The following is a 22,715-nucleotide window of genomic DNA, read 5'->3' on the forward strand; positions in this document are numbered from 1 at the left end:
AGTTTTATTTTAAAGGTAAGTTAAAATATGTGTATTTCTTATATCAGATGTTATAGTCATCTGGTCTATATCTTCCTACCTGTAATCGATATTTAAATTCTGCAAGTAAAATAATATTGAAATTCCTGAACAATTTCCTTTAAAAGTAGACAGATGAGATTATTATTACAAAACCAAAAAGTAAAAACTATTCGTGTTTTAGTAAATTTACTTATTTTTTTTCTATTAATTTTTAAGGCTCAAGCTCAATTGAGTGATTTGCATTATTTACCACCTTTAAAACAATATTCAAATAATAATGCTATTATACAACAACGATTTTATTTATCAACACCTGAAGCTGCAGGATTCGATGTTAAAGTGTATCAAGGTACAAATGGAACTGCTATTGCTACGTTGGTAGGTTTGTCAAATACAAATTCATTAACTTACAATGTTGCCAACGGTGATAATAATATAACATTGGTAACAAATGCGAATACTGGAAACATATTAACTACTAGTGGGCTTAGATTTGAGTCTACTGGAGGTAAAAAATTCTATGTAAATTATAGAGGGCGACATACTTCTCAAGCCGCTTCCCTAACTTCTAAAGGAAGAAGTGCATTTGGAACTCAATTTAAATGGGGAGGTATACCATTAAGATCAACAAATACAGCTTCTCAATCTGCTACTTTAGGAATAATGGCTACAGAAGCAAATACAGATATAACTATTTCAGGTTACGACACTAACTGTGTTTTTAGGCAAGGGTCGAATGCTGCTGGAATAACAACTAATACAATTACTATAAATTTAGATGCAGGTGAATCATATGTATTAGAGGCTTTATTAGGTCAAGCTGCAGCAAATGAAGATGGTTGGTTAGGAGCGAATATCACATCTACTAAAGACATTGTAGTGAGTAATGGAGGTCTTTTAAATATGATAAATGCAGGTTCTGCATCAAGAGATGCTGGAATTGATCAGGCTGTCCCAGAAGATATTTTAGGGAATGAGTATGTATTTGTTAGAGGAAATGGTGTTGATGCTATGGAAAGACCAATAATTATTGCTATTCAAGATAATACAGAAGTTTTTGTTAATGGATCAACAACACCAATTGCAACATTAAATAATGGAGATTATTTTGATATTCCAGGGTCAAATTATTCATCTTCTTCGGCTGGAGGTAATATGTATGTTACCACTTCTAATAGGGCCTATGCTTACCAAGCCTTGGCTGGTTCTTCTTCAGAGGCAACTGGTGGGTTAAATTTTATTGCACCGGTTAATTGTTTAATGCCAACAATTTTGGATAATATTCCAGATATACGAAATGTAGCAGGTTTAAATTTTTCAGGAGGTATAACTATAATAGCTTCAACAAGTACTTTAGATGCAAATATTTCGGTAACCGATGGTTCAGGGCCCGTTACTTTGCCAGCATCAAGTTCTGTTGCAGGAAGTTCAGATTGGAAAACTTTCTTTGTATCAGGATTAACAGGAAATGTATCTGTAAATTCAACAGGGCCAATTTCTGTAGGTTTTCTAGGAGCTAGTGGAAGTGCAGGGATTGCAGGTTATTTTTCTGGTTTTGATACTGCACCAGTTGTTGACGTTCAAATAACTGGAGGAGGATGTTTGCCTAGTGGAACTGTTGAGGAAGTAACTGGTACATTTGATGGGTATCAATGGTATATGGATGGAGTTGCGATTCCAGGAGCAACATCATCATCATACACGCCACCTTCGTATGTAACCTTCGCTGAATTGTATGTAGAAGTAACTCTAGGAACTTGTACTTTTCCTTCAGATCCTATCACTGTATATGACTGTAGCTCAGATATTGTTCTAACTAAAACAGCTGATGCTACAACTTATGATATTGGTGATACTGTTAGTTATACCATTACAGCTGAAAGTAAAGGAGTTGATCCGGTAACGAATTTAGTAATTACTGATGTTCTTCCTAACGGGTTAACACTGGTCAGTGGAACACCAAGTGCTGGTTCTTGGTCATCACCAAATTGGACAATAGGAACGATAAATTCAGGAGAAAAACATACGTTAACAATAACAGCAACAGTAAATAATGATATTAGAGAACATTATTTGATTAATACGATTACAAATACACAAGATCAGGTTGATTCGAACAATACTGTTGATGACCCTACAGAAACTATACTCATTGACTTTGATGGAGATAGTTTGGCAGGTATTGATGATCTTGATTCTGATAATGATGGAATTTTAGACATAAATGAAGGAGTTTGTAAAGGGACTTCCTCAAATCCATTTACAAGCTTAGGAGCAGCAAGAAGTGTTGCAGTAGCTGGGATATATCATTTTGATTTAAATGGACAAACTTTTTCAACCTATGTAAATAAAGATGGGTATGTTCAAGTGGCTATAGATTATGGTAATGGTTCGGGGAATTTACCTCAATCAACAAGTTTAACAAATAGTACACGAGGACTATTAAATAATACATCATTAGCGGAATTAACCGATGCTAATGAAATACGACTATCTTCTTCAACAGGTGAAATTGATATAACTAGTTCTAATGCAACTTTATTGACACGATTGGTGGCAGGGCAAACTTTACACACTGGTCTTGGTGATAATACACTACACGATGATTGGACAGGTACTCAAGAAGAGTATTTAAAGGAAAACGCTACTTGTACAACAACTGCAGGAACTTCTTTAGCGGCAAATATTTTTCACCCTTGTGGAAATACGTTTACTGTGCACTGGATTCCTTCTTCAGGTTCAGTTCAACTTCGAAATGACCTAGGTAATATAGGAGCTTCTGAATCTTTAACATTGTGGGTAAGAGCAGGAGATACAAGTTGTTCAACCGATACTGATAGTGACCAAAAACCTGATTATTTAGACACTGATTCAGATAACGATGGTTGTTATGATGCCCTGGAAGCATCTGGTGCATATAATTATACACAGTTATCTTCAGGAGCTCTTACTGGTGGAGTAGATGCAGATGGAATACCTACAATTACTTCAGGAGGACAAGCAACAACTGTAGCGGTTATTGATAGTTCTGATAGCACTGCGTGTTGTGCTGTTTCAGTCTCAGGTTTTGCGGACGTTGATTCAGATGGTATCGCTGATTCTTGTGATTTGGACAACGATAATGATGGAATATTAGATTCTGTAGAAAACGATCGATCGTGTATTATAACAGATGTAGGTAGTAATAGTGGAGGTACTTCAGGTTTCTACCTAAATGATTTGGGAGAAATAGTCAATTACACAGCTACTTCTCCTTCACCAATTTTCTCGGGAAATTCATGTGTTGCAGGTGGTACAAGGCCAAACTGTGCTGGGGAGGATTATTCTTCAGTCACAGGATCTACAAATGTTAATGTAGGTAGAACTTTTACAGTGACTTTTGATAGAATAGTGAATGACGTGACTTTTATCTTAGGTTGCATGGAAGCTGGTAGAAGTGGTGACTTTGTTACAAATACTTCAGGTAGCCAGTCTATTACTTCTAATTGTCCGACAGAAACAACTATTATTAATAATAGCTCAGTAAGTTCATCTGTTACGCATAATTCGTTTTTTACTGTAGAGCTAACAGTTGCTTCAATAGTAGGGTTCACTGAGGTAACTTACACTACTACATCTACTAATGGTGGAACTGTAAATATGAAAATTTGCCCTGCACTAGATACCGATGGAGATGGTACACCTGACCATTTAGACACAGATAGTGATGATGATGGTTGTTACGATGCCTTAGAAGGTGCTGGAAGTTATGTACACACTCAATTATCTTCTGGAGCTTTTACTGGAGGAGTTGATAGTAACGGAGTTCCTTCTACCGTTTCAGGTGGCCAAGCAACTACATCTGGGGTAACAGATAGTAGCGATAATTCAGCATGTTGTCAAGTATCAGTTTCAGGGTTTGCGGATGTTGATTCTGACGGAATAGCTAATTCTTGTGATTTAGATAATGATAATGATGGTATTTTAGATATTAATGAAAGAGCTTGTTATGCCTTTTCTGATAATTTTGGAACTGGAACAGGTAGTCCAGCTACTAGCCACCCAAATGTTCCTGCTGCAAATGTAGCAAACGTCAGAGTGGGAACTAATGCTGATTTTGCAGGACAATCTTGGTACCAGCCAAATTCAGGATTGGATGCAAGTGGAGAAAGTGAAGGAAGGTATTTAGCATTAGATAATCCTGTAGGAGTAGCACCAGTTTTAGTTTATCAAGAAAGTATAACAGTTCAGGCTAATGAAGAGTATTCCTATAGTTTATTTGCTTTAGCAGCTAAAGAAGCAAATGGTCAGCCTGCTAGTGCTTATCCTAATGTTAGGATGCAAATTAAGGATGGGAGTGGAACTGTTTTACAAACAATTGATACAGGAACATTAACATTAGATTGGCAACGATTTGAGTTTTTATTTACATCTACTACTACAAATGTAACGGTAGAAATATACAATAATAATGCCGATGCCCCTTACAATACTTTATTGATAGATGAAATATCGATTTCGTTAATTTCATGTGATACAGATGGTGACGGAACTCCTGATTATTTAGATTTAGATAGTGATAATGATGGTTGTTATGATGCATTAGAAGCTGCGGGATCGTATACTCATACACAATTATCTTCTGGAGTGTTTACAGGAGGTGTAGATGCTAATGGTGTTCCTTTAACAACATCAGGAGGACAAGGGACTGCAGCTGCTGTAACAGATAGCTCTGATAGCACTGCATGTTGCGATGTTTCGGTTTCTGGTTTTACCGATGTTGATTCCGATGGTGTTGCTGATGCTTGTGATTTAGATAATGATAATGATGGAATATTAGATACCATTGAAAATCCTTGTACAGGTTCAATTCAATATGAGTTTTATAATAATTCTCCTTCAGGAGGGACTGTTGATAATATCCCTATTACAGGAGCTATTAGTACTGGAAGTGTTACAAATTTTGATTTGGTTACTTTAGTTAGTTCTATCCCTAGTGCTTCAGATGCGTTTAGTGTTAGGTATAAAGGCTTAATTTTAATTTCCGAAGGAGGTAACTATACCTTTTATACTAATTCAGATGATGGATCAAAGCTTTATATAAATGGGATAGAGATAGTTGATAATGACGGGCCACATCCAATTCAAGAACGAAGTGGTAACATTAATCTTGGGATTGGTTATCACCAGATAGAAGTAGAATATTTCGATATTGGAGGTTTAGAATCATTACAAGTTCAATATGAAGGGCCATCAATAGTGAAGCAAGATATTCCTTTTTCTTCATTGACTTGTTTATTAGATACTGACGGAGACGGAACTCCTGATTATTTAGATTTAGACAGTGATAATGATGGTTGTAATGATGTCATTGAATCGGGTGGTATTGATTCTGGAGGTGATGGTGTTTTAGATGGAACTGGTTTTGATGGTAATGGTCAGGTGACCGGTGGATCAGGAGGATACAACGGGGTTACTGGTAATGAAATTGAAGCAACTAAAGTGCAGATATCTCTAAACCCCAATAATACAATTATATGTGAAGGAAGTGATGTTAATTTTTTTGCTTTAGGCTCTTCTTTGAGTACAACTTCATTTTCAGGTACTGCACCTACAACAACTCCTGATTATACTGGTAGTACTTCAACTTTAACAAATATGGTTTATCAGTGGCAAGTACAAGTTGGGGGCATGGGGCCTTGGAATAACATAACTAACGGAGGAGTTTACAGTGGTGTTTCTCTTGCAAGTTTAACATTAACAAATCCTCCCTCAACCTTTTCAACTAATAAATACAGGTTATTGTTAACTAGTACAAAAAATGTATGTGCTAGTGCAATAAGTTCAGAGGTTACTTTAACAATAAATCCTAAACCAGTAAACACAACCCCTCCAACAGATACCGTGTGTAGTGGAGAAGCGTTAAGCCATGATTTAGCTCCAGATGTAACATTATCAGGAAATACATTTATCTGGTTGGCTGCTAATAATCCAAATGTAGATGGAGAAACCATTGTAGTGTCTGGGGCAACTACTATTGCAGATGTTTTAACTAATACCAGTGGTTCTGTTCAAACTGTCATATACACTATTACTCCGGTAAGTTCAAATATATGTTCAGGAGATTCATATGAGTATACAGTTACTGTTAATCCAGAGCCAGATATTGTATCTGCACCTACTGATAATATTTGTAGTGGTTTAGCATTGAACCATGATTTGACATCTGATGTAAATATTCCAGGGACTACTTTTAGCTGGGTAGTTGCGGACAACATTAATGTAACAGGGGAGACCACAGGTATTTCAACCACTACCAGTATCACCGATACACTAATAAATACGAGTAATAGTCTACAAACGGTTACCTATACAATTACCCCTACTAGTGGTAATGGATGTACAGGTGATCCGTATACCTATACAGTAACGATTGATGCCTTACCAGTAGTAAGTGATCAATCAGATCAGGCATTATGTGATACTACGGACTTTACAATGACACAAACAGCTCCAACAGTAGGAACAGGAGTTTGGAGTATAGTAAGTGGAACAGCTACGATTACCACAGCAAGTTCACCAACTACTACCGTAACAGGATTAGTAGCAGGAACAAGTGCAACACTTCGATGGACAGTCACCAACGGAACTTGTAGTGTTTTTGATGAAGTAGTAATTACCAATGATGTCTTACCAGTAGTAAGTGATCAATCAGATCAGGCATTATGTGATACTACGGACTTTACAATGACACAAACAGCTCCAACAGTAGGAACAGGAGTTTGGAGTATAGTAAGTGGAACAGCTACGATTACCACAGCAAGTTCACCAACTACTACCGTAACAGGATTAGTAGCAGGAACAAGTGCAACACTTCGATGGACAGTCACCAATGGAACTTGTAGTGTTTTTGATGAAGTAGTAATTACCAACGATGTGTTACCAGTAGTAAGTGATCAATCAGATCAGACATTATGTGATACTACGGACTTTACAATGACACAAACAGCTCCAACCGTAGGAACAGGAGTTTGGAGTATAGTAAGTGGAACAGCTACGATTACCACAGCAAGTTCACCAACTACTACCGTAACAGGATTAGTAGCAGGAACAAGTGCAACACTTCGATGGACAGTCACCAACGGAACTTGTAGTGTTTTTGATGAAGTAGTAATTACCAACGATATCTTACCAGTAGTAAGTGATCAATCAGATCAGGCATTATGTGATACTACGGACTTTACAATGACACAAACAGCTCCAACAGTAGGAACAGGAGTTTGGAGTATAGTAAGTGGAACAGCTACGATTACCACAACAAGTTCACCAACTACTACCGTAACAGGATTAGTAGCAGGAACAAGTACAACACTTCGATGGACAGTCACCAACGGAACTTGTAGTGTTTTTGATGAAGTAGTAATTACCAACGATATCTTACCAGTAGTAAGTGATCAATCAGATCAGGCATTATGTGATACTACGGACTTTACAATGACACAAACAGCTCCAACCGTAGGAACAGGAGTTTGGAGTATAATAAGTGGAACAGCTACGATTACCACAACAAGTTCACCAACTACTACCGTAACAGGATTAGTAGCAGGAACAAGTGCAACACTTCGATGGACAGTCACCAACGGAACTTGTAGTGTTTTTGATGAAGTAGTAATTACCAACGATATCTTACCAGTAGTAAGTGATCAATCAGATCAGGCATTATGTGATACTACGGACTTTACAATGACACAAACAGCTCCAACCGTAGGAACAGGAGTTTGGAGTATAGTAAGTGGAACAGCTACGATTACCACAACAAGTTCACCAACTACTACCGTAACAGGATTAGTAGCAGGAACAAGTGCAACACTTCGATGGACAGTCACCAATGGAACTTGTAGTGTTTTTGATGAAGTAATAATTACCAACGATGTCTTACCAGTAGTAAGTGATCAATCAGATCAGGCATTATGTGATACTACGGACTTTACAATGACACAAACAGCTCCAATCGTAGGAACAGGAGTTTGGAGTATAGTGAGTGGAACAGCTACGATTACCACAGCAAGTTCACCAACTACTACCGTAACAGGATTAGTAGCAGGAACAAGTGCAACACTTCGATGGACAGTCACCAATGGAACTTGTAGTGTTTTTGATGAAGTAGTAATTACCAATGATGTGTTACCAGTAGTAAGTGATCAATCAGATCAGGCATTATGTGATACTACGGACTTTACAATGACACAGACAGCTCCAATCGTAGGAACAGGAGTTTGGAGTATAGTAAGTGGAACAGCTACGATTACCACAGCAAGTTCACCAACTACTACCGTAACAGGATTAGTAGCAGGAACAAGTGCAACACTTCGATGGACAGTCACCAACGGAACTTGTAGTGTTTTTGATGAAGTAGTAATTACCAATGATATCTTACCAGTAGTAAGTGATCAATCAGATCAGGCATTATGTGATACTACGGACTTTACAATGACACAAACAGCTCCAACCTTAGGAACAGGAGTTTGGAGTATAGTAAGTGGAACAGCTACGATTACCACAGCAAGTTCACCAACTACTACCGTAACAGGATTAGTAGCAGGAACAAGTGCAACACTTCGATGGACAGTCACCAATGGAACTTGTAGTGTTTTTGATGAAGTAGTAATTACCAACGATGTGTTACCAGTAGTAAGTGATCAATCAGATCAGGCATTATGTGATACTACGGACTTTACAATGACACAAACAGCTCCAATCGTAGGAACAGGAGTTTGGAGTATAGTAAGTGGAACAGCTACGATTACCACAACAAGTTCACCAACTACTACCGTAACAGGATTAGTAGCAGGAACAAGTGCAACACTTCGATGGACAGTCACCAACGGAACTTGTAGTGTTTTTGATGAAGTAGTAATTACCAACGATGTGTTACCAGTAGTAAGTGATCAATCAGATCAGGCATTATGTGATACTACGGACTTTACAATGACACAAACAGCTCCAACAGTAGGAACAGGAGTTTGGAGTATAGTGAGTGGAACAGCTACGATTACCACAACAAGTTCACCAACTACTACCGTAACAGGATTAGTAGCAGGAACAAGTGCAACACTTCGATGGACAGTCACCAACGGAACTTGTAGTGTTTTTGATGAAGTAGTAATTACCAACGATGTGTTACCAGTAGTAAGTAATCAATCAGATCAGGCATTATGTGATACTACGGACTTTACAATGACACAAACAGCTCCAACAGTAGGAACAGGAGTTTGGAGTATAATAAGTGGAACAGCTACGATTACCACAACAAGTTCACCAACTACTACCGTAACAGGATTAGTAGCAGGAACAAGTGCAACACTTCGATGGACAGTCACCAATGGAACTTGTAGTGTTTTTGATGAAGTAGTAATTACCAATGATGTCTTACCAGTAGTAAGTGATCAATCAGATCAGGCATTATGTGATACTACGGACTTTACAATGACACAAACAGCTCCAACAGTAGGAACAGGAGTTTGGAGTATAGTAAGTGGAACAGCTACGATTACCACAACAAGTTTACCAACTACTACCGTAACAGGATTAGTAGCAGGAACAAGTGCAACACTTCGATGGACAGTCACCAACGGAACTTGTAGTGTTTTTGATGAAGTAATAATTACCAACGATGTGTTACCAGTAGTAAGTGATCAATCAGATCAGGCATTATGTAATACTACGGACTTTACAATGACACAAACAGCTCCAACAGTAGGAACAGGAGTTTGGAGTATAGTAAGTGGAACAGCTACGATTACCACAACAAGTTCACCAACTACTACCGTAACAGGATTAGTAGCAGGAACAAGTGCAACACTTCGATGGACAGTCACCAACGGAACTTGTAGTGTTTTTGATGAAGTAGTAATTACCAACGATGTATTACCAGTAGTAAGTGATCAATCAGATCAGGCATTATGTGATACTACGGACTTTACAATGACACAAACAGCTCCAACCGTAGGAACAGGAGTTTGGAGTATAGTAAGTGGAACAGCTACGATTACCACAGCAAGTTCACCAACTACTACCGTAACAGGATTAGTAGCAGGAACAAGTGCAACACTTCGATGGACAGTCACCAATGGAACTTGTAGTGTTTTTGATGAAGTAGTAATTACCAACGATGTGTTACCAGTAGTAAGTGATCAATCAGATCAGGCATTATGTGATACTACGGACTTTACAATGACACAAACAGCTCCAACAGTAGGAACAGGAGTTTGGAGTATAGTAAGTGGAACAGCTACGATTACCACAACAAGTTCACCAACTACTACCGTAACAGGATTAGTAGCAGGAACAAGTGCAACACTTCGATGGACAGTCACCAACGGAACTTGTAGTGTTTTTGATGAAGTAGTAATTACCAACGATGTGTTACCAGTAGTAAGTGATCAATCAGATCAGGCATTATGTGATACTACGGACTTTACAATGACACAAACAGCTCCAACAGTAGGAACAGGAGTTTGGAGTATAATAAGTGGAACAGCTACGATTACCACAGCAAGTTCACCAACTACTACCGTAACAGGATTAGTAGCAGGAACAAGTGCAACACTTCGATGGACAGTCACCAACGGAACTTGTAGTGTTTTTGATGAAGTAGTAATTACCAACGATGTATTACCAGTAGTAAGTGATCAATCAGATCAGGCATTATGTAACACTACGGACTTTACGATGACACAAACAGCTCCAACAGTAGGAACAGGAGTTTGGAGTATAGTAAGTGGAACAGCTACGATTACCACAGCAAGTTCACCAACTACTACCGTAACAGGATTAGTAGCAGGAACAGGTGCAATACTTCGATGGACAGTCACCAACGGAACTTGTAGTGTTTTTGATGAAGTAGTAATTACCAACGATGTCTTACCAGTAGTAAGTGATCAATCAGATCAGGCATTATGTGATACTACGGACTTTACAATGACACAGACAGCACCAACAGTAGGAACAGGAGTTTGGAGTATAGTAAGTGGAACAGCTACGATTACCACAGCAAGTTCACCAACTACTACCGTAACAGGATTAGTAGCAGGAACAAGTGCAACACTTCGATGGACAGTCACCAACGGAACTTGTAGTGTTTTTGATGAAGTAGTAATTACCAACGATGTGTTACCAGTAGTAAGTGATCAATCAGATCAGGCATTATGTGATACTACGGACTTTACAATGACACAAACAGCCCCAACCGTAGGAACAGGAGTTTGGAGTATAGTAAGTGGAACAGCTACGATTACCACAGCAAGTTCACCAACTACTACCGTAACAGGATTAGTAGCAGGAACAAGTGCAACACTTCGATGGACAGTCACCAATGGAACTTGTAGTGTTTTTGATGAAGTAGTAATTACCAATGATATCTTACCAGTAGTAAGTGATCAATCAGATCAGGCATTATGTGATACTACGGACTTTACAATGACACAGACAGCTCCAACAGTAGGAACAGGAGTTTGGAGTATAATAAGTGGAACAGCTACGATTACCACAGCAAGTTCACCAACTACTACCGTAACAGGATTAGTAGCAGGAACAAGTGCAACACTTCGATGGACAGTCACCAACGGAACTTGTAGTGTTTTTGATGAAGTAGTAATTACCAACGATGTGTTACCAGTAGTAAGTGATCAATCAGATCAGGCATTATGTGATACTACGGACTTTACAATGACACAAACAGCTCCAACAGTAGGAACAGGAGTTTGGAGTATAGTGAGTGGAACAGCTACGATTACCACAACAAGTTCACCAACTACTACCGTAACAGGATTAGTAGCAGGAACAAGTGCAACACTTCGATGGACAGTCACCAATGGAACTTGTAGTGTTTTTGATGAAGTAGTAATTACCAACGATGTGTTACCAGTAGTAAGTGATCAGTCAGATCAGGCATTATGTGATACTACGGACTTTACAATGACACAAACAGCTCCAACAGTAGGAACAGGAGTTTGGAGTATAATAAGTGGAACAGCTACGATTACCACAGCAAGTTCATCAACTACTACCGTAACAGGATTAGTAGCAGGAACAAGTGCAACACTTCGATGGACAGTGACCAACGGAACTTGTAGTGTTTTTGATGAAGTAGTAATTACCAACGATGTGTTACCAGTAGTAAGTGATCAATCAGATCAGGCATTATGTGATACTACGGACTTTACAATGACACAAACAGCCCCAACCGTAGGAACAGGAGTTTGGAGTATAGTAAGTGGAACAGCTACGATTACCACAGCAAGTTCACCAACTACTACCGTAACAGGATTAGTAGCAGGAACAAGTGCAACACTTCGATGGACAGTCACCAACGGAACTTGTAGTGTTTTTGATGAAGTAGTAATTACCAACGATGTGTTACCAGTAGTAAGTGATCAATCAGATCAGGCATTATGTGATACTACGGACTTTACAATGACACAAACAGCTCCAACAGTAGGAACAGGAGTTTGGAGTATAGTAAGTGGAACAGCTACGATTACCACAGCAAGTTCACCAACTACTACCGTAACAGGATTAGTAGCAGGAACAGGTGCAACACTTCGATGGACAGTCACCAACGGAACTTGTAGTGTTTTTGATGAAGTAGTAATTACCAACGATGTCTTACCAGTAGTAAGTGATCAATCAGATCAGGCATTATGTGATACTACGGACTTTACAATGACACAGACAGCACCAACAGTAGGAACAGGAGTTTGGAGTATAGTAAGTGGAACAGCTACGATTACCACAGCAAGTTCACCAACTACTACCGTAACAGGATTAGTAGCAGGAACAAGTGCAACACTTCGATGGACAGTCACCAATGGAACTTGTAGTGTTTTTGATGAAGTAGTAATCACAAATAACTTACAGCCAAGTATAGGTTTAATTAGTAATGATTCAGATAATTCAATTTGTGCTGTTGATAGTATAATATTTTCTGCGTCAGGAGGAGATGAGTATGAATTTTTACTTGATGGAGTTGTAGTTCAGGTATTATCAACAAAGGCAACTTTTGAGGCTGTAGGTTTGACTGATGGTCAAGAAGTAACTGTTCGAGTTATTGATAATTCAACTGGGTGTGAATCTTTAAGCCCAGGTATTGTAATTACTGTTAGTTCAACAGGACAATGTTTAGATACGGATGGCGATGGAATACTGGATAATGTAGATGTCGATGATGATAATGATGGAATACCCGATAGTTCAGAGGGAACAGGCGATACAGATGGCGATGGAATACCAGATAGTTTAGATTTAGATAGTGATAATGATGGGATTTTAGATGTAGATGAAGGCGGAAATGGTGATTTAGATACTAATGGTGATGGCGTAATCGATTCAAATGACACTGGATATGTAGATTCAGATAATGACGGACAAGCAGATGATTCAGTAGATACAGATGAAGAGCCAGACACGGATGGTGATGGTGTGCCAGATTATCAAGATTTAGATAGTGATAATGACGGAATAAACGATGTTATTGAGAATGGCAATGGCGATTTAGATACGAATAATGATGGCGTAATCGATTCAAATGATACTGGAGGATCGGACAGCGATGAAGATGGAATATCAGATAGTGTAGATTCAGATTCGTCTAATTTTGGAGAAGGCAATGGAGGAGAAGGCGATACTGTTGATACAGATGGTGATGGTGTTCCAGATTATCAGGATTTAGATAGTGATGATGATGGTATCAATGATATAACAGAAGGCGGTAATGATGATGAAGATGGAAATGGATTGGTAGATGGTCCAGATAGTGATGGTGATGGAATTTTAGACGAAGTAGATGAGGATGATTCAGGCTTTGGAGATGCAGGAAATACCGATGTAAATGATACAGACCCAACGGATCCAAATAGTGGAGGAACAGGAGTAGTACCAGATAGTGGAACAGATAGTGATGGTGATGGAATTTCAGATAGTGTTGATGGAGATGATACAGCATTTGGAGATTTTATAGATACAGATGGTGATGGAATACCAGATAATATAGACGTCGATGATGACAATGATGGAATACCTGATAGTGCAGAGGGAACAGGTGATACGGACGGTGATGGAATACCAGATAGTTTAGATTTAGATAGTGATAATGATGGGATTTTAGATGTAGATGAAGGCGGAAATGGTGATTTAGATACTAATGGCGATGGCGTAATCGATTCAAACGACACTGGATATGTAGATTCAGATAATGATGGACAAGCAGATGGTTCAGTAGATACAGATGAAGAACCAGATACTGATGGTGATGGTGTGCCAGATTATCAAGATTTAGATAGTGATAATGACGGAATAAACGATGTTATTGAGAATGGTAATGGTGATTTAGACACGAATAATGATGGTGTTATCGATTCAAATGATACTGGAGGATCGGACAGCGATGAAGATGGTATATCCGATAGTGTAGATTCAGATTCGTCTAATTTTGGCGAAGGCAATGGAGGAGAAGGTGATACTGTTGATACTGATGGTGATGGTGTTCCAGATTATCAGGATTTAGATAGTGATGATGATGGTATCAATGATATAACAGAAGGCGGTAATGATGATGAAGATGGAAATGGATTGGTAGATGGTCCAGATAGTGATGGAGATGGAATTTTAGATGAAGTAGATGAGGATGATTCAGGGTTTGGAGATACAGGAAATACCGATGTAAATGATACAGACCCAACGGATCCAAATAGTGGAGGAACAGGAGTAGTACCAGATAGTGGAACAGATAGTGATGGTGATGGAATTTCAGATAGTGTTGATGGAGATGATACAGCATTTGGAGATTTTATAGATACAGATGGTGATGGAATACCAGATAATATAGATGTCGATGATGACAATGATGGAATACCTGATAGTGCAGAGGGAACAGGTGATACGGATGGTGATGGAATACCAGATAGTTTAGATTTAGATAGTGATAATGATGGGATTTTAGATGTAGATGAAGGCGGAAATGGTGATTTAGATACTAATGGCGATGGCGTAATCGATTCAAATGACACTGGATATGTAGATTCAGATAATGATGGACAAGCAGATGATTCAGTAGATACAGAAGAGGAGCCAGATACTGATGGTGATGGTGTGCCAGATTATCAAGATTTAGATAGTGATAATGACGGAATAAACGATGTTATTGAGAATGGCAATGGCGATTTAGACACGAATAATGATGGTGTTATCGATTCAAATGATACTGGCGGATCTGATAGTGATGAAGATGGTATATCCGATAGTGTAGATTCAGATTCGTCTAATTTTGGCGAAGGCAATGGAGGAGAAGGCGATACTGTTGATACAGATGGTGATGGTGTTCCAGATTATCAGGATTTAGATAGTGATGATGATGGTATCAATGATATAACAGAAGGAGGTAATGATGATGAAGATGGAAATGGAATAGTAGATGGTCCAGATAGTGATGGAGATGGAATTTTAGATGAAGTAGATGAGGATGATTCAGGTTTTGGAGATACAGGGAATAGTGATGATTTACCTGATGGAAATTCTGATGGTATACCTGATTTTCTAGATCCAAATGAAGGAGGTGGAACAGGAGTTTTACCAGATAGTGGAACAGATAGTGATGGAGATGGTATTTCAGATAGTGCGGATTTAGACGATACTGTTTTTGGAGATGCAGTGGGAGTAGATGATTGTGTTATTGTTTATAATGAATTTACACCTAATAATGATGGAAGTAATGATACTTTAATAATTGATTGTATTGAGAATTATCCAAATAATACACTAGAGATATTTAATCGCTGGGGTAATTTAGTGTATAGTAAAAAACAATACAAAAACACTTGGGATGGCACTTCTAACGGAAGAGCAAATATTCAAGTAGAAGATAAGTTACCTTCAGGTACGTATTTTTATGTTCTTGATTTAGGAAATGGAAATAAAGTTAAAAAAGGATGGATCTATATTAATAGAGAATAATAATATAGAATATCTTAAATAGTTTAAGGATCAATTTTTAGAAGAGAGTTATTGGTTTGAATAGTAACTATTATTAGGAAATATTGTTGTAAGTTAAGTCATTTAACCTATTTAGGATTCAATTTCACTTAACGACAGAATTTAACTATTCAACGAAATATATATGAAAACGAACGTTTGAATGATGTTAAAAATTAAATAAGAAGGTAAATTAGTGTAAATGCTTGAATTTATGTCAAGAATAATAATTCAAAAAACAATAATAAATCTAAATAGATTAGTAAGGATGAATAATATATTAAAAGTAATCAGCATACTACTATTAGTATTCAGTTCATATATTGTAAACGGACAGCAAGATACTCAGTATACACAATATATGTTTAATACAATGAGTGTAAATCCAGCGTATGTTGGCTCAAAAGGACATACTATGATAAATGTTTTGGCGCGTACGCAATGGGTAGGAATTGATGGAGCTCCGGATACGCAAACATTAAGTTATGATACCCCTTTAGGCTATTCAGGAGTAGGTTTAGGAGTAAATTTGGTAAATGATGCAATAGGTCCTTCTAATGAGACTTACATAGATGCTAATGTATCTTATACAGTAAGGACAAGTGAAGAAGGTAATTTAGCATTTGGATTAAAATTAGGGGGTCGATTTTTTAGTGTAGATTGGAGTAAAGGTGTTTTTCGAGATGGAAATGATCGTTCTTTAAATGAGAATATAAGCAAGTTTTTACCTACAATAGGAGCAGGAGTTTATTATTACAAATCAAATTGGTATTTAGGATTAGCAGTACCTAATTTATTACGCACAGAACATTATGATGATGTTAGTAATGGAGGAGTTGTAGCAACAGAACGTATGCACTATTTTTTAATAGGAGGCTATGTTTTTGATTTAAGTGATTCTATAAAGTTTAAACCCGCTGTATTGAGTAAAATTGTAAGTGGAGCACCTTTATCATTGGATGTCTCGGCAAATTTTTTATTCAATAATAAGTTCAGGCTAGGAGCAGCATGGAGATGGGACGATTCAATAAGTGCCCTTTTAGGATTTCAAATCAATGAATCTCTTCAAATCGGTTATGCTTATGATTTAACGACATCCAATTATAGTAATTATAATTCAGGGACTCATGAAGTAATGCTTCGATATGAGATATTTAAAGAACAAAAGATGAAATCACCAAGATTTTTCTAATGAATTAAAATCTAAGGATATGAAGAACAGAATATTATTAATTTTATTGTTGTTAGTTACAGTTTTAAGTTTCGGGCAACGCAAGTATGCAGCAGATAGGTATTTTAAAGAATACGCTTATAAAAAATCAGCAGATTTATATGAAACTATTTATAACAAAGGAGATAAAACATACTTGGTAATAAGTAGGTTGGCAGATTCACATTATTTTAATGTAGCTTTTGATAAAGCTGAGCACTGGTATGAAGAATTGATAAAAAATTATTCATCAATAGTTTCATCTGAGCATATATTTCGTTATGCTCAAACATTAAAGAGTAATGGAAAGATTAAAGACTCAGATCAATGGATGTTGAAGTTAAAAGACTTAGGGGAAAATGATAGTAGAGCTATCGCCTTAGAAAAGAATAAAGATTATTTTGTAGAATACACCAATAAAGAGAAAACGTTTATTAATATTCACAATTTATCAAGCAATACAACGTATTCAGATTTTGGAGGTTTTATTTATGAAGATTCCTTTTATTTTGCTTCTACCCGTCCAGATGCTGAAAACAAGAAAATTTATCAATGGAATAATCAGCCTTATTTAAATATTTATCGCTCAGAATTAAATCGATTAGAAGAAGATAAGGGATTAGATGTGTCTTTATCAAATAAGGTAGCATCTTTAAGTACGAAGTATCATGAATCTAATGCAATAATAAGTAAGAATGGAAAAATGATGTACTTTACACGAGATAATTATGATGGCAATAAGTTGCAATCAGATAAAAATCGTACAACTCATTTAAAGATATATAGCGCAGAAAAGATTTATGAGACTTGGGGAAATGTAAAAGAACTACCATTTAATAGTGATCAATACTCTACTGGACATCCAGCATTGAGTTCAGATGAAAAAACATTATACTTTGTTTCAGATATGCCTAATGGTTATGGAGGAACTGATCTATATAAAGTATCGATAGATGAAAACGGAAGTTATGGATCTCCAGAGAATTTAGGCTCAACAATAAATACAGAAGGTCGAGAGATGTTTCCATTTGTAGGAGAAGACAATCGATTGTATTTTTCTTCCAATGGACATTTAGGATTAGGAGCATTAGATATATTTGAATCGCAAATAGAAGGGGACAGATATTCAGTTCCTGTTAATTTAGGATCACCAGTGAATGGTCCACTAGATGATTTTGGGTTTGTAATCAATAAAGATAGAACAGCAGGTTTCTTTTCTTCTAATCGAGAAGGAGGAGTCGGTGATGATGATATTTATAGTTTTACAATTTACAAGTGTAAAGAAAACATAAAGGGTATTGTTACAGATTCCCGAACAGGTTCTCCAATAGAAAATGTACGAGTACAGTTAATGGATGAATCAGGAGTTCCAATATCAGAACAAGTAACAAAAACAGATGGTGTTTATTTCTTTTCAAACGTAGCATGTGAAAAGAACTTTGTAGTTGTGGCGTCAAAAGAAGACTATAAGGCAACACAACAAGCCACAGTTACATTAGATGTCAATAAAAAGGATATAAGTTCTGATTTACAATTAGAATCATTGATAGCGGAAAATCAAATAGTAATCAACCCAATTTATTTTGATTTTGATTTATCTAATATCCGTGAGGATGCAGAGTATGAGTTGGAGCATATAGTTTCGGTACTTAATAACAATCCAGAAATGATAATAAAGATAGAGTCTCATACGGATAGTCGAGGTCCGAGAGATTACAATAGGATTCTTTCAGATAAGAGAGCTAAGTCCACACGAGATTATATAATTTCAAGAGGAATCCCTTCATCACGAATAGAGAGTGCTATAGGATATGGCGAGGATCAATTATTGAACGATTGTAAAGAAGGATGGAAAAGTAAATGTGGTGAAGAGGATCATCAGAAAAACAGGCGATCGATTTTTATATAGTAAGTGGAGGAAAAAATGTAAAAACGAGTACTCAATAATTAAAGAATACATAAAAAGTAATTAAAACGTCTCTGTAAGGAGGCGTTTTTTTATAAGTCAAACATTACAATTACAAGAAAATACGTAATTTCGCACATTCAATAAAGATAATAACGAAATGAGTAAGAAGTTTACTGAATACAAAGGCTTGGATTTACCAAAAGTAGCAGAAGAAATATTAAACTATTGGGAAGAAAACAACATCTTTGAAAAAAGTATTACTAGCCGTGAAGGAAACGAGCCGTTTGTTTTTTTTGAAGGACCACCTTCTGCAAATGGGTTGCCTGGAATTCACCATGCAATGGCACGCTCTATTAAAGATATTTTTTGTCGCTATAAAACTCAAAAAGGGTACCAAGTAAAGCGTAAAGCCGGTTGGGATACACATGGTTTACCTGTAGAACTTGGAGTAGAAAAAGAATTAGGAATAACGAAAGAAGACATAGGAATCAAAATAACTGTAGAAGAATATAATACAGCCTGTAAAACTGCAGTAATGCGTTATACGGATATTTGGAACGATCTAACTCAAAAAATGGGATATTGGGTAGATATGGAAGATCCATATATTACTTATAAGCCTAAATACATGGAGTCAGTATGGTGGTTGTTAAAACAAATTTATAATAAAAACTTATTGTATAAAGGATATACAATTCAACCTTATTCACCTAAGGCAGGAACAGGTTTAAGCTCTCATGAGTTAAACCAGCCAGGAACTTATCAAGATGTAACCGATACTACTGTCGTTGCTCAATTTAAAACGGTTAAAGAAACATTACCTGAATTTTTACAAGTAGAAGGAGATGTTCATTTCTTAGCATGGACAACAACACCCTGGACTTTACCAAGTAATACAGCTTTAACAGTAGGTCCAAAAATAGAGTATGTCTTAGTAAAAACATTCAATCAATACACATTTGAATCAATTCAGGTAGTATTAGCAAAGAACTTAGTTTCAAAACAATTTGCTGGAAAGAAATTTGAACAAGTTGAAAACGAAAGTGATTTAAATAAATACACAAGAGAAGATAAGCAAATACCATATTTAATTACTAAAGAATTTGTAGGTAAAGATTTAGTAGGTATTAAGTATGAACAATTATTAGACTACGTATTACCTTATCAAAATCCAGAAAATGCATTTAGAGTAATTTCAGGTGATTTTGTAACCACTGAAGATGGAACTGGTATTGTACATACAGCTCCGACTTTTGGTGCAGATGATGCATTGGTAGCAAAACAAGCTACACCTGAAGTGCCGCCATTGTTAGTATTAGATGAAAATGAGAACCCTGTACCATTAGTTGATTTACAAGGTAAATTCAGAGAGGAAGTAAGTGAGTTTGCAGGGAAATATGTTAAAAATGAATATTATGCAGATGGAGAAGCTCCAGAAAAATCAGTAGACGTTGAAATAGCAATAAAACTTAAAACTGAAAATAAAGCTTTTAAAGTAGAAAAATATGTACACAGTTACCCAAATTGTTGGCGAACTGATAAACCAATTTTATATTATCCGTTAGATTCTTGGTTTATTAAGGTGACTGATGTTAAGGAAAAAATGTTTGATTTAAACGAAACCATAAATTGGAAGCCAAAATCAACAGGAGAAGGGCGTTTTGGAAACTGGTTGAAGAATGCTAACGATTGGAATTTATCTCGTTCTCGTTTTTGGGGAATTCCTTTACCTATATGGCGAACTGAAGATGGAGGAGAACAGTTATGCATTGGTTCAGTAGCTGAATTAAAAGAAGAAATCAAAAAATCAGTAGAAGCAGGAGTGTTATCTGAAGATATTTTTGCTGATTTTGAGGTAGGAAACATGTCTGAAGAGAATTATGATAAAATTGATTTACATAAAAATGTTGTTGATAAAATTATCTTAATATCAGCTTCAGGAAAACCAATGTATCGAGAAAGTGATTTAATCGACGTATGGTTTGACTCTGGTTCAATGCCTTATGCACAATGGCATTACCCATTTGAGAATAAAGAATTAATAGATAATACAGAAAGTTATCCAGCAGATTTTATTGCTGAAGGTGTAGATCAAACACGTGGATGGTTTTATACATTACACGCTATTGGAGCCATGGTGTTCGATTCTGTAGCATATAAAAATGTTGTGTCTAATGGTTTAGTATTGGATAAAAATGGACATAAAATGTCTAAGCGTTTAGGCAATGCAGTAGATCCATTTAAAACTCTAGCTGAGTATGGACCAGATGCTACACGTTGGTACATGATTTCAAATGCTAATCCTTGGGATAATTTAAAATTTGATTTAGCAGGTATAGAGGAAGTAAAACGTAAGTTTTTTGGTACATTATACAATACATACTCTTTCTTTACATTGTATGCAAATATTGATGATTTTGGTTACAGAGAGGCGGATGTTCCTTTAAATGAACGACCTGAAATTGACCGTTGGATTTTATCTGAATTAAATACACTGATTAAAAGAGTAGATACTTTCTATTCAGAATATGAGCCTACAAGAGCTACTAGAGCAATTTCTGATTTTGTTCAAGATCATTTAAGTAATTGGTATGTTCGTTTATGTAGAAGACGTTTCTGGAAAGGAGAATATGCACAAGATAAAATATCAGCATATCAAACCTTATATACATGTATGCTTACGGTAGCTAAGTTAGGCTCACCTGTAGCTCCTTTTTTTATGGATAGGCTGTATAAAGATTTAACTGGAGCAACTCAAAAAGAAAACTTTGAAAGTGTTCATATAGCAGAATTTCCAATGTATGATGAATCTTTTGTGGATAAGTCATTGGAAAGAAAAATGGAAAACGCGCAAATAATCTCATCTTTGGTTCTGTCTTTAAGAGCTAAAGAGAAAATAAAAGTGCGCCAACCATTACAAAAAATAATGATTCCTATATTAGATGAAACGCAAAAAGAGGAAATACTAGCAGTCGCTGATCTAATAAAATCTGAAGTAAATGTTAAGGAAATTGAATTGTTGGATGATGCTTCTGGTATACTAGTAAAACAAATAAAACCAAATTTTAAAGCTTTACGGACCAAAATTCGGTAAAGATATGAGGTTGATATCTAGTAAGATACAGTCTTTTTCTCAGGAAGACATTGCAATGATTGAAAAAGAAGGGAAAATATCTGTTGAAATTAATGAGAAAATTGTTAATTTAGAGACCGCTGATGTAGAGATTTCATCGAAAGATATTGAAGGTTGGTTAGTAGCAAATGCTGAAGGATTAACAGTAGCTCTAGATGTTACCATAACTGATGATTTACGTAAAGAAGGTGTTGCAAGAGAATTAATAAATAGAATTCAAAATGCACGTAAAGAAACCGGTTTAGAAGTAACAGATAGAATAAGGTTAACTTTTTTGAATTTTACAGACTTAGAAGAATCAGTATTAGCAAATGAAGTTTATATTAAAACTGAAACATTAACAAATGAGTTGGTTTTTGTTGAAGCGTTAGAAAATGGTACAGAGATTGAATTTGATACCATTAAAAGTAAAATGTTAATTGAAAAAATATAGCATT

3 protein-coding genes and 1 pseudogene are annotated in these 22,715 nt (G+C 36.5%); all 4 read left to right on the forward strand.

What is annotated here, in order from left to right; all coding sequences use genetic code 11:
• The first annotated feature begins 153 nt into the window (after positions 1 to 153).
• The 4 genes and pseudogenes from ACMFBB_RS14495 to ileS all read left to right on the forward strand — a co-directional run bounded on the left by ACMFBB_RS14495 (position 154) and on the right by ileS (position 22,711).
• Positions 154 to 16,008, forward strand: coding sequence for a PKD-like domain-containing protein (locus ACMFBB_RS14495; protein ID WP_435261469.1), 15,855 nt, complete (start codon positions 154 to 156; stop codon positions 16,006 to 16,008).
• A gap of 286 nt (positions 16,009 to 16,294) precedes the next feature.
• Positions 16,295 to 17,218, forward strand: coding sequence for a PorP/SprF family type IX secretion system membrane protein (locus ACMFBB_RS14500; RefSeq protein WP_435261470.1), 924 nt, complete (start codon positions 16,295 to 16,297; stop codon positions 17,216 to 17,218).
• 19 nt (positions 17,219 to 17,237) lie between these two features.
• Entirely contained in the window at positions 17,238 to 19,145 is a 1,908-nt protein-coding gene (locus ACMFBB_RS14505; protein ID WP_435261471.1) for an OmpA family protein, read from the forward strand.
• A gap of 157 nt (positions 19,146 to 19,302) precedes the next feature.
• Positions 19,303 to 22,711 (forward strand): annotated as a pseudogene (ileS, locus tag ACMFBB_RS14510) (isoleucine--tRNA ligase).
• Positions 22,712 to 22,715 lie beyond the last annotated feature (4 nt).

Source organism: Tenacibaculum sp. nBUS_03 (genome assembly GCF_051201695.1).
GTDB lineage: Bacteria > Bacteroidota > Bacteroidia > Flavobacteriales > Flavobacteriaceae > Polaribacter.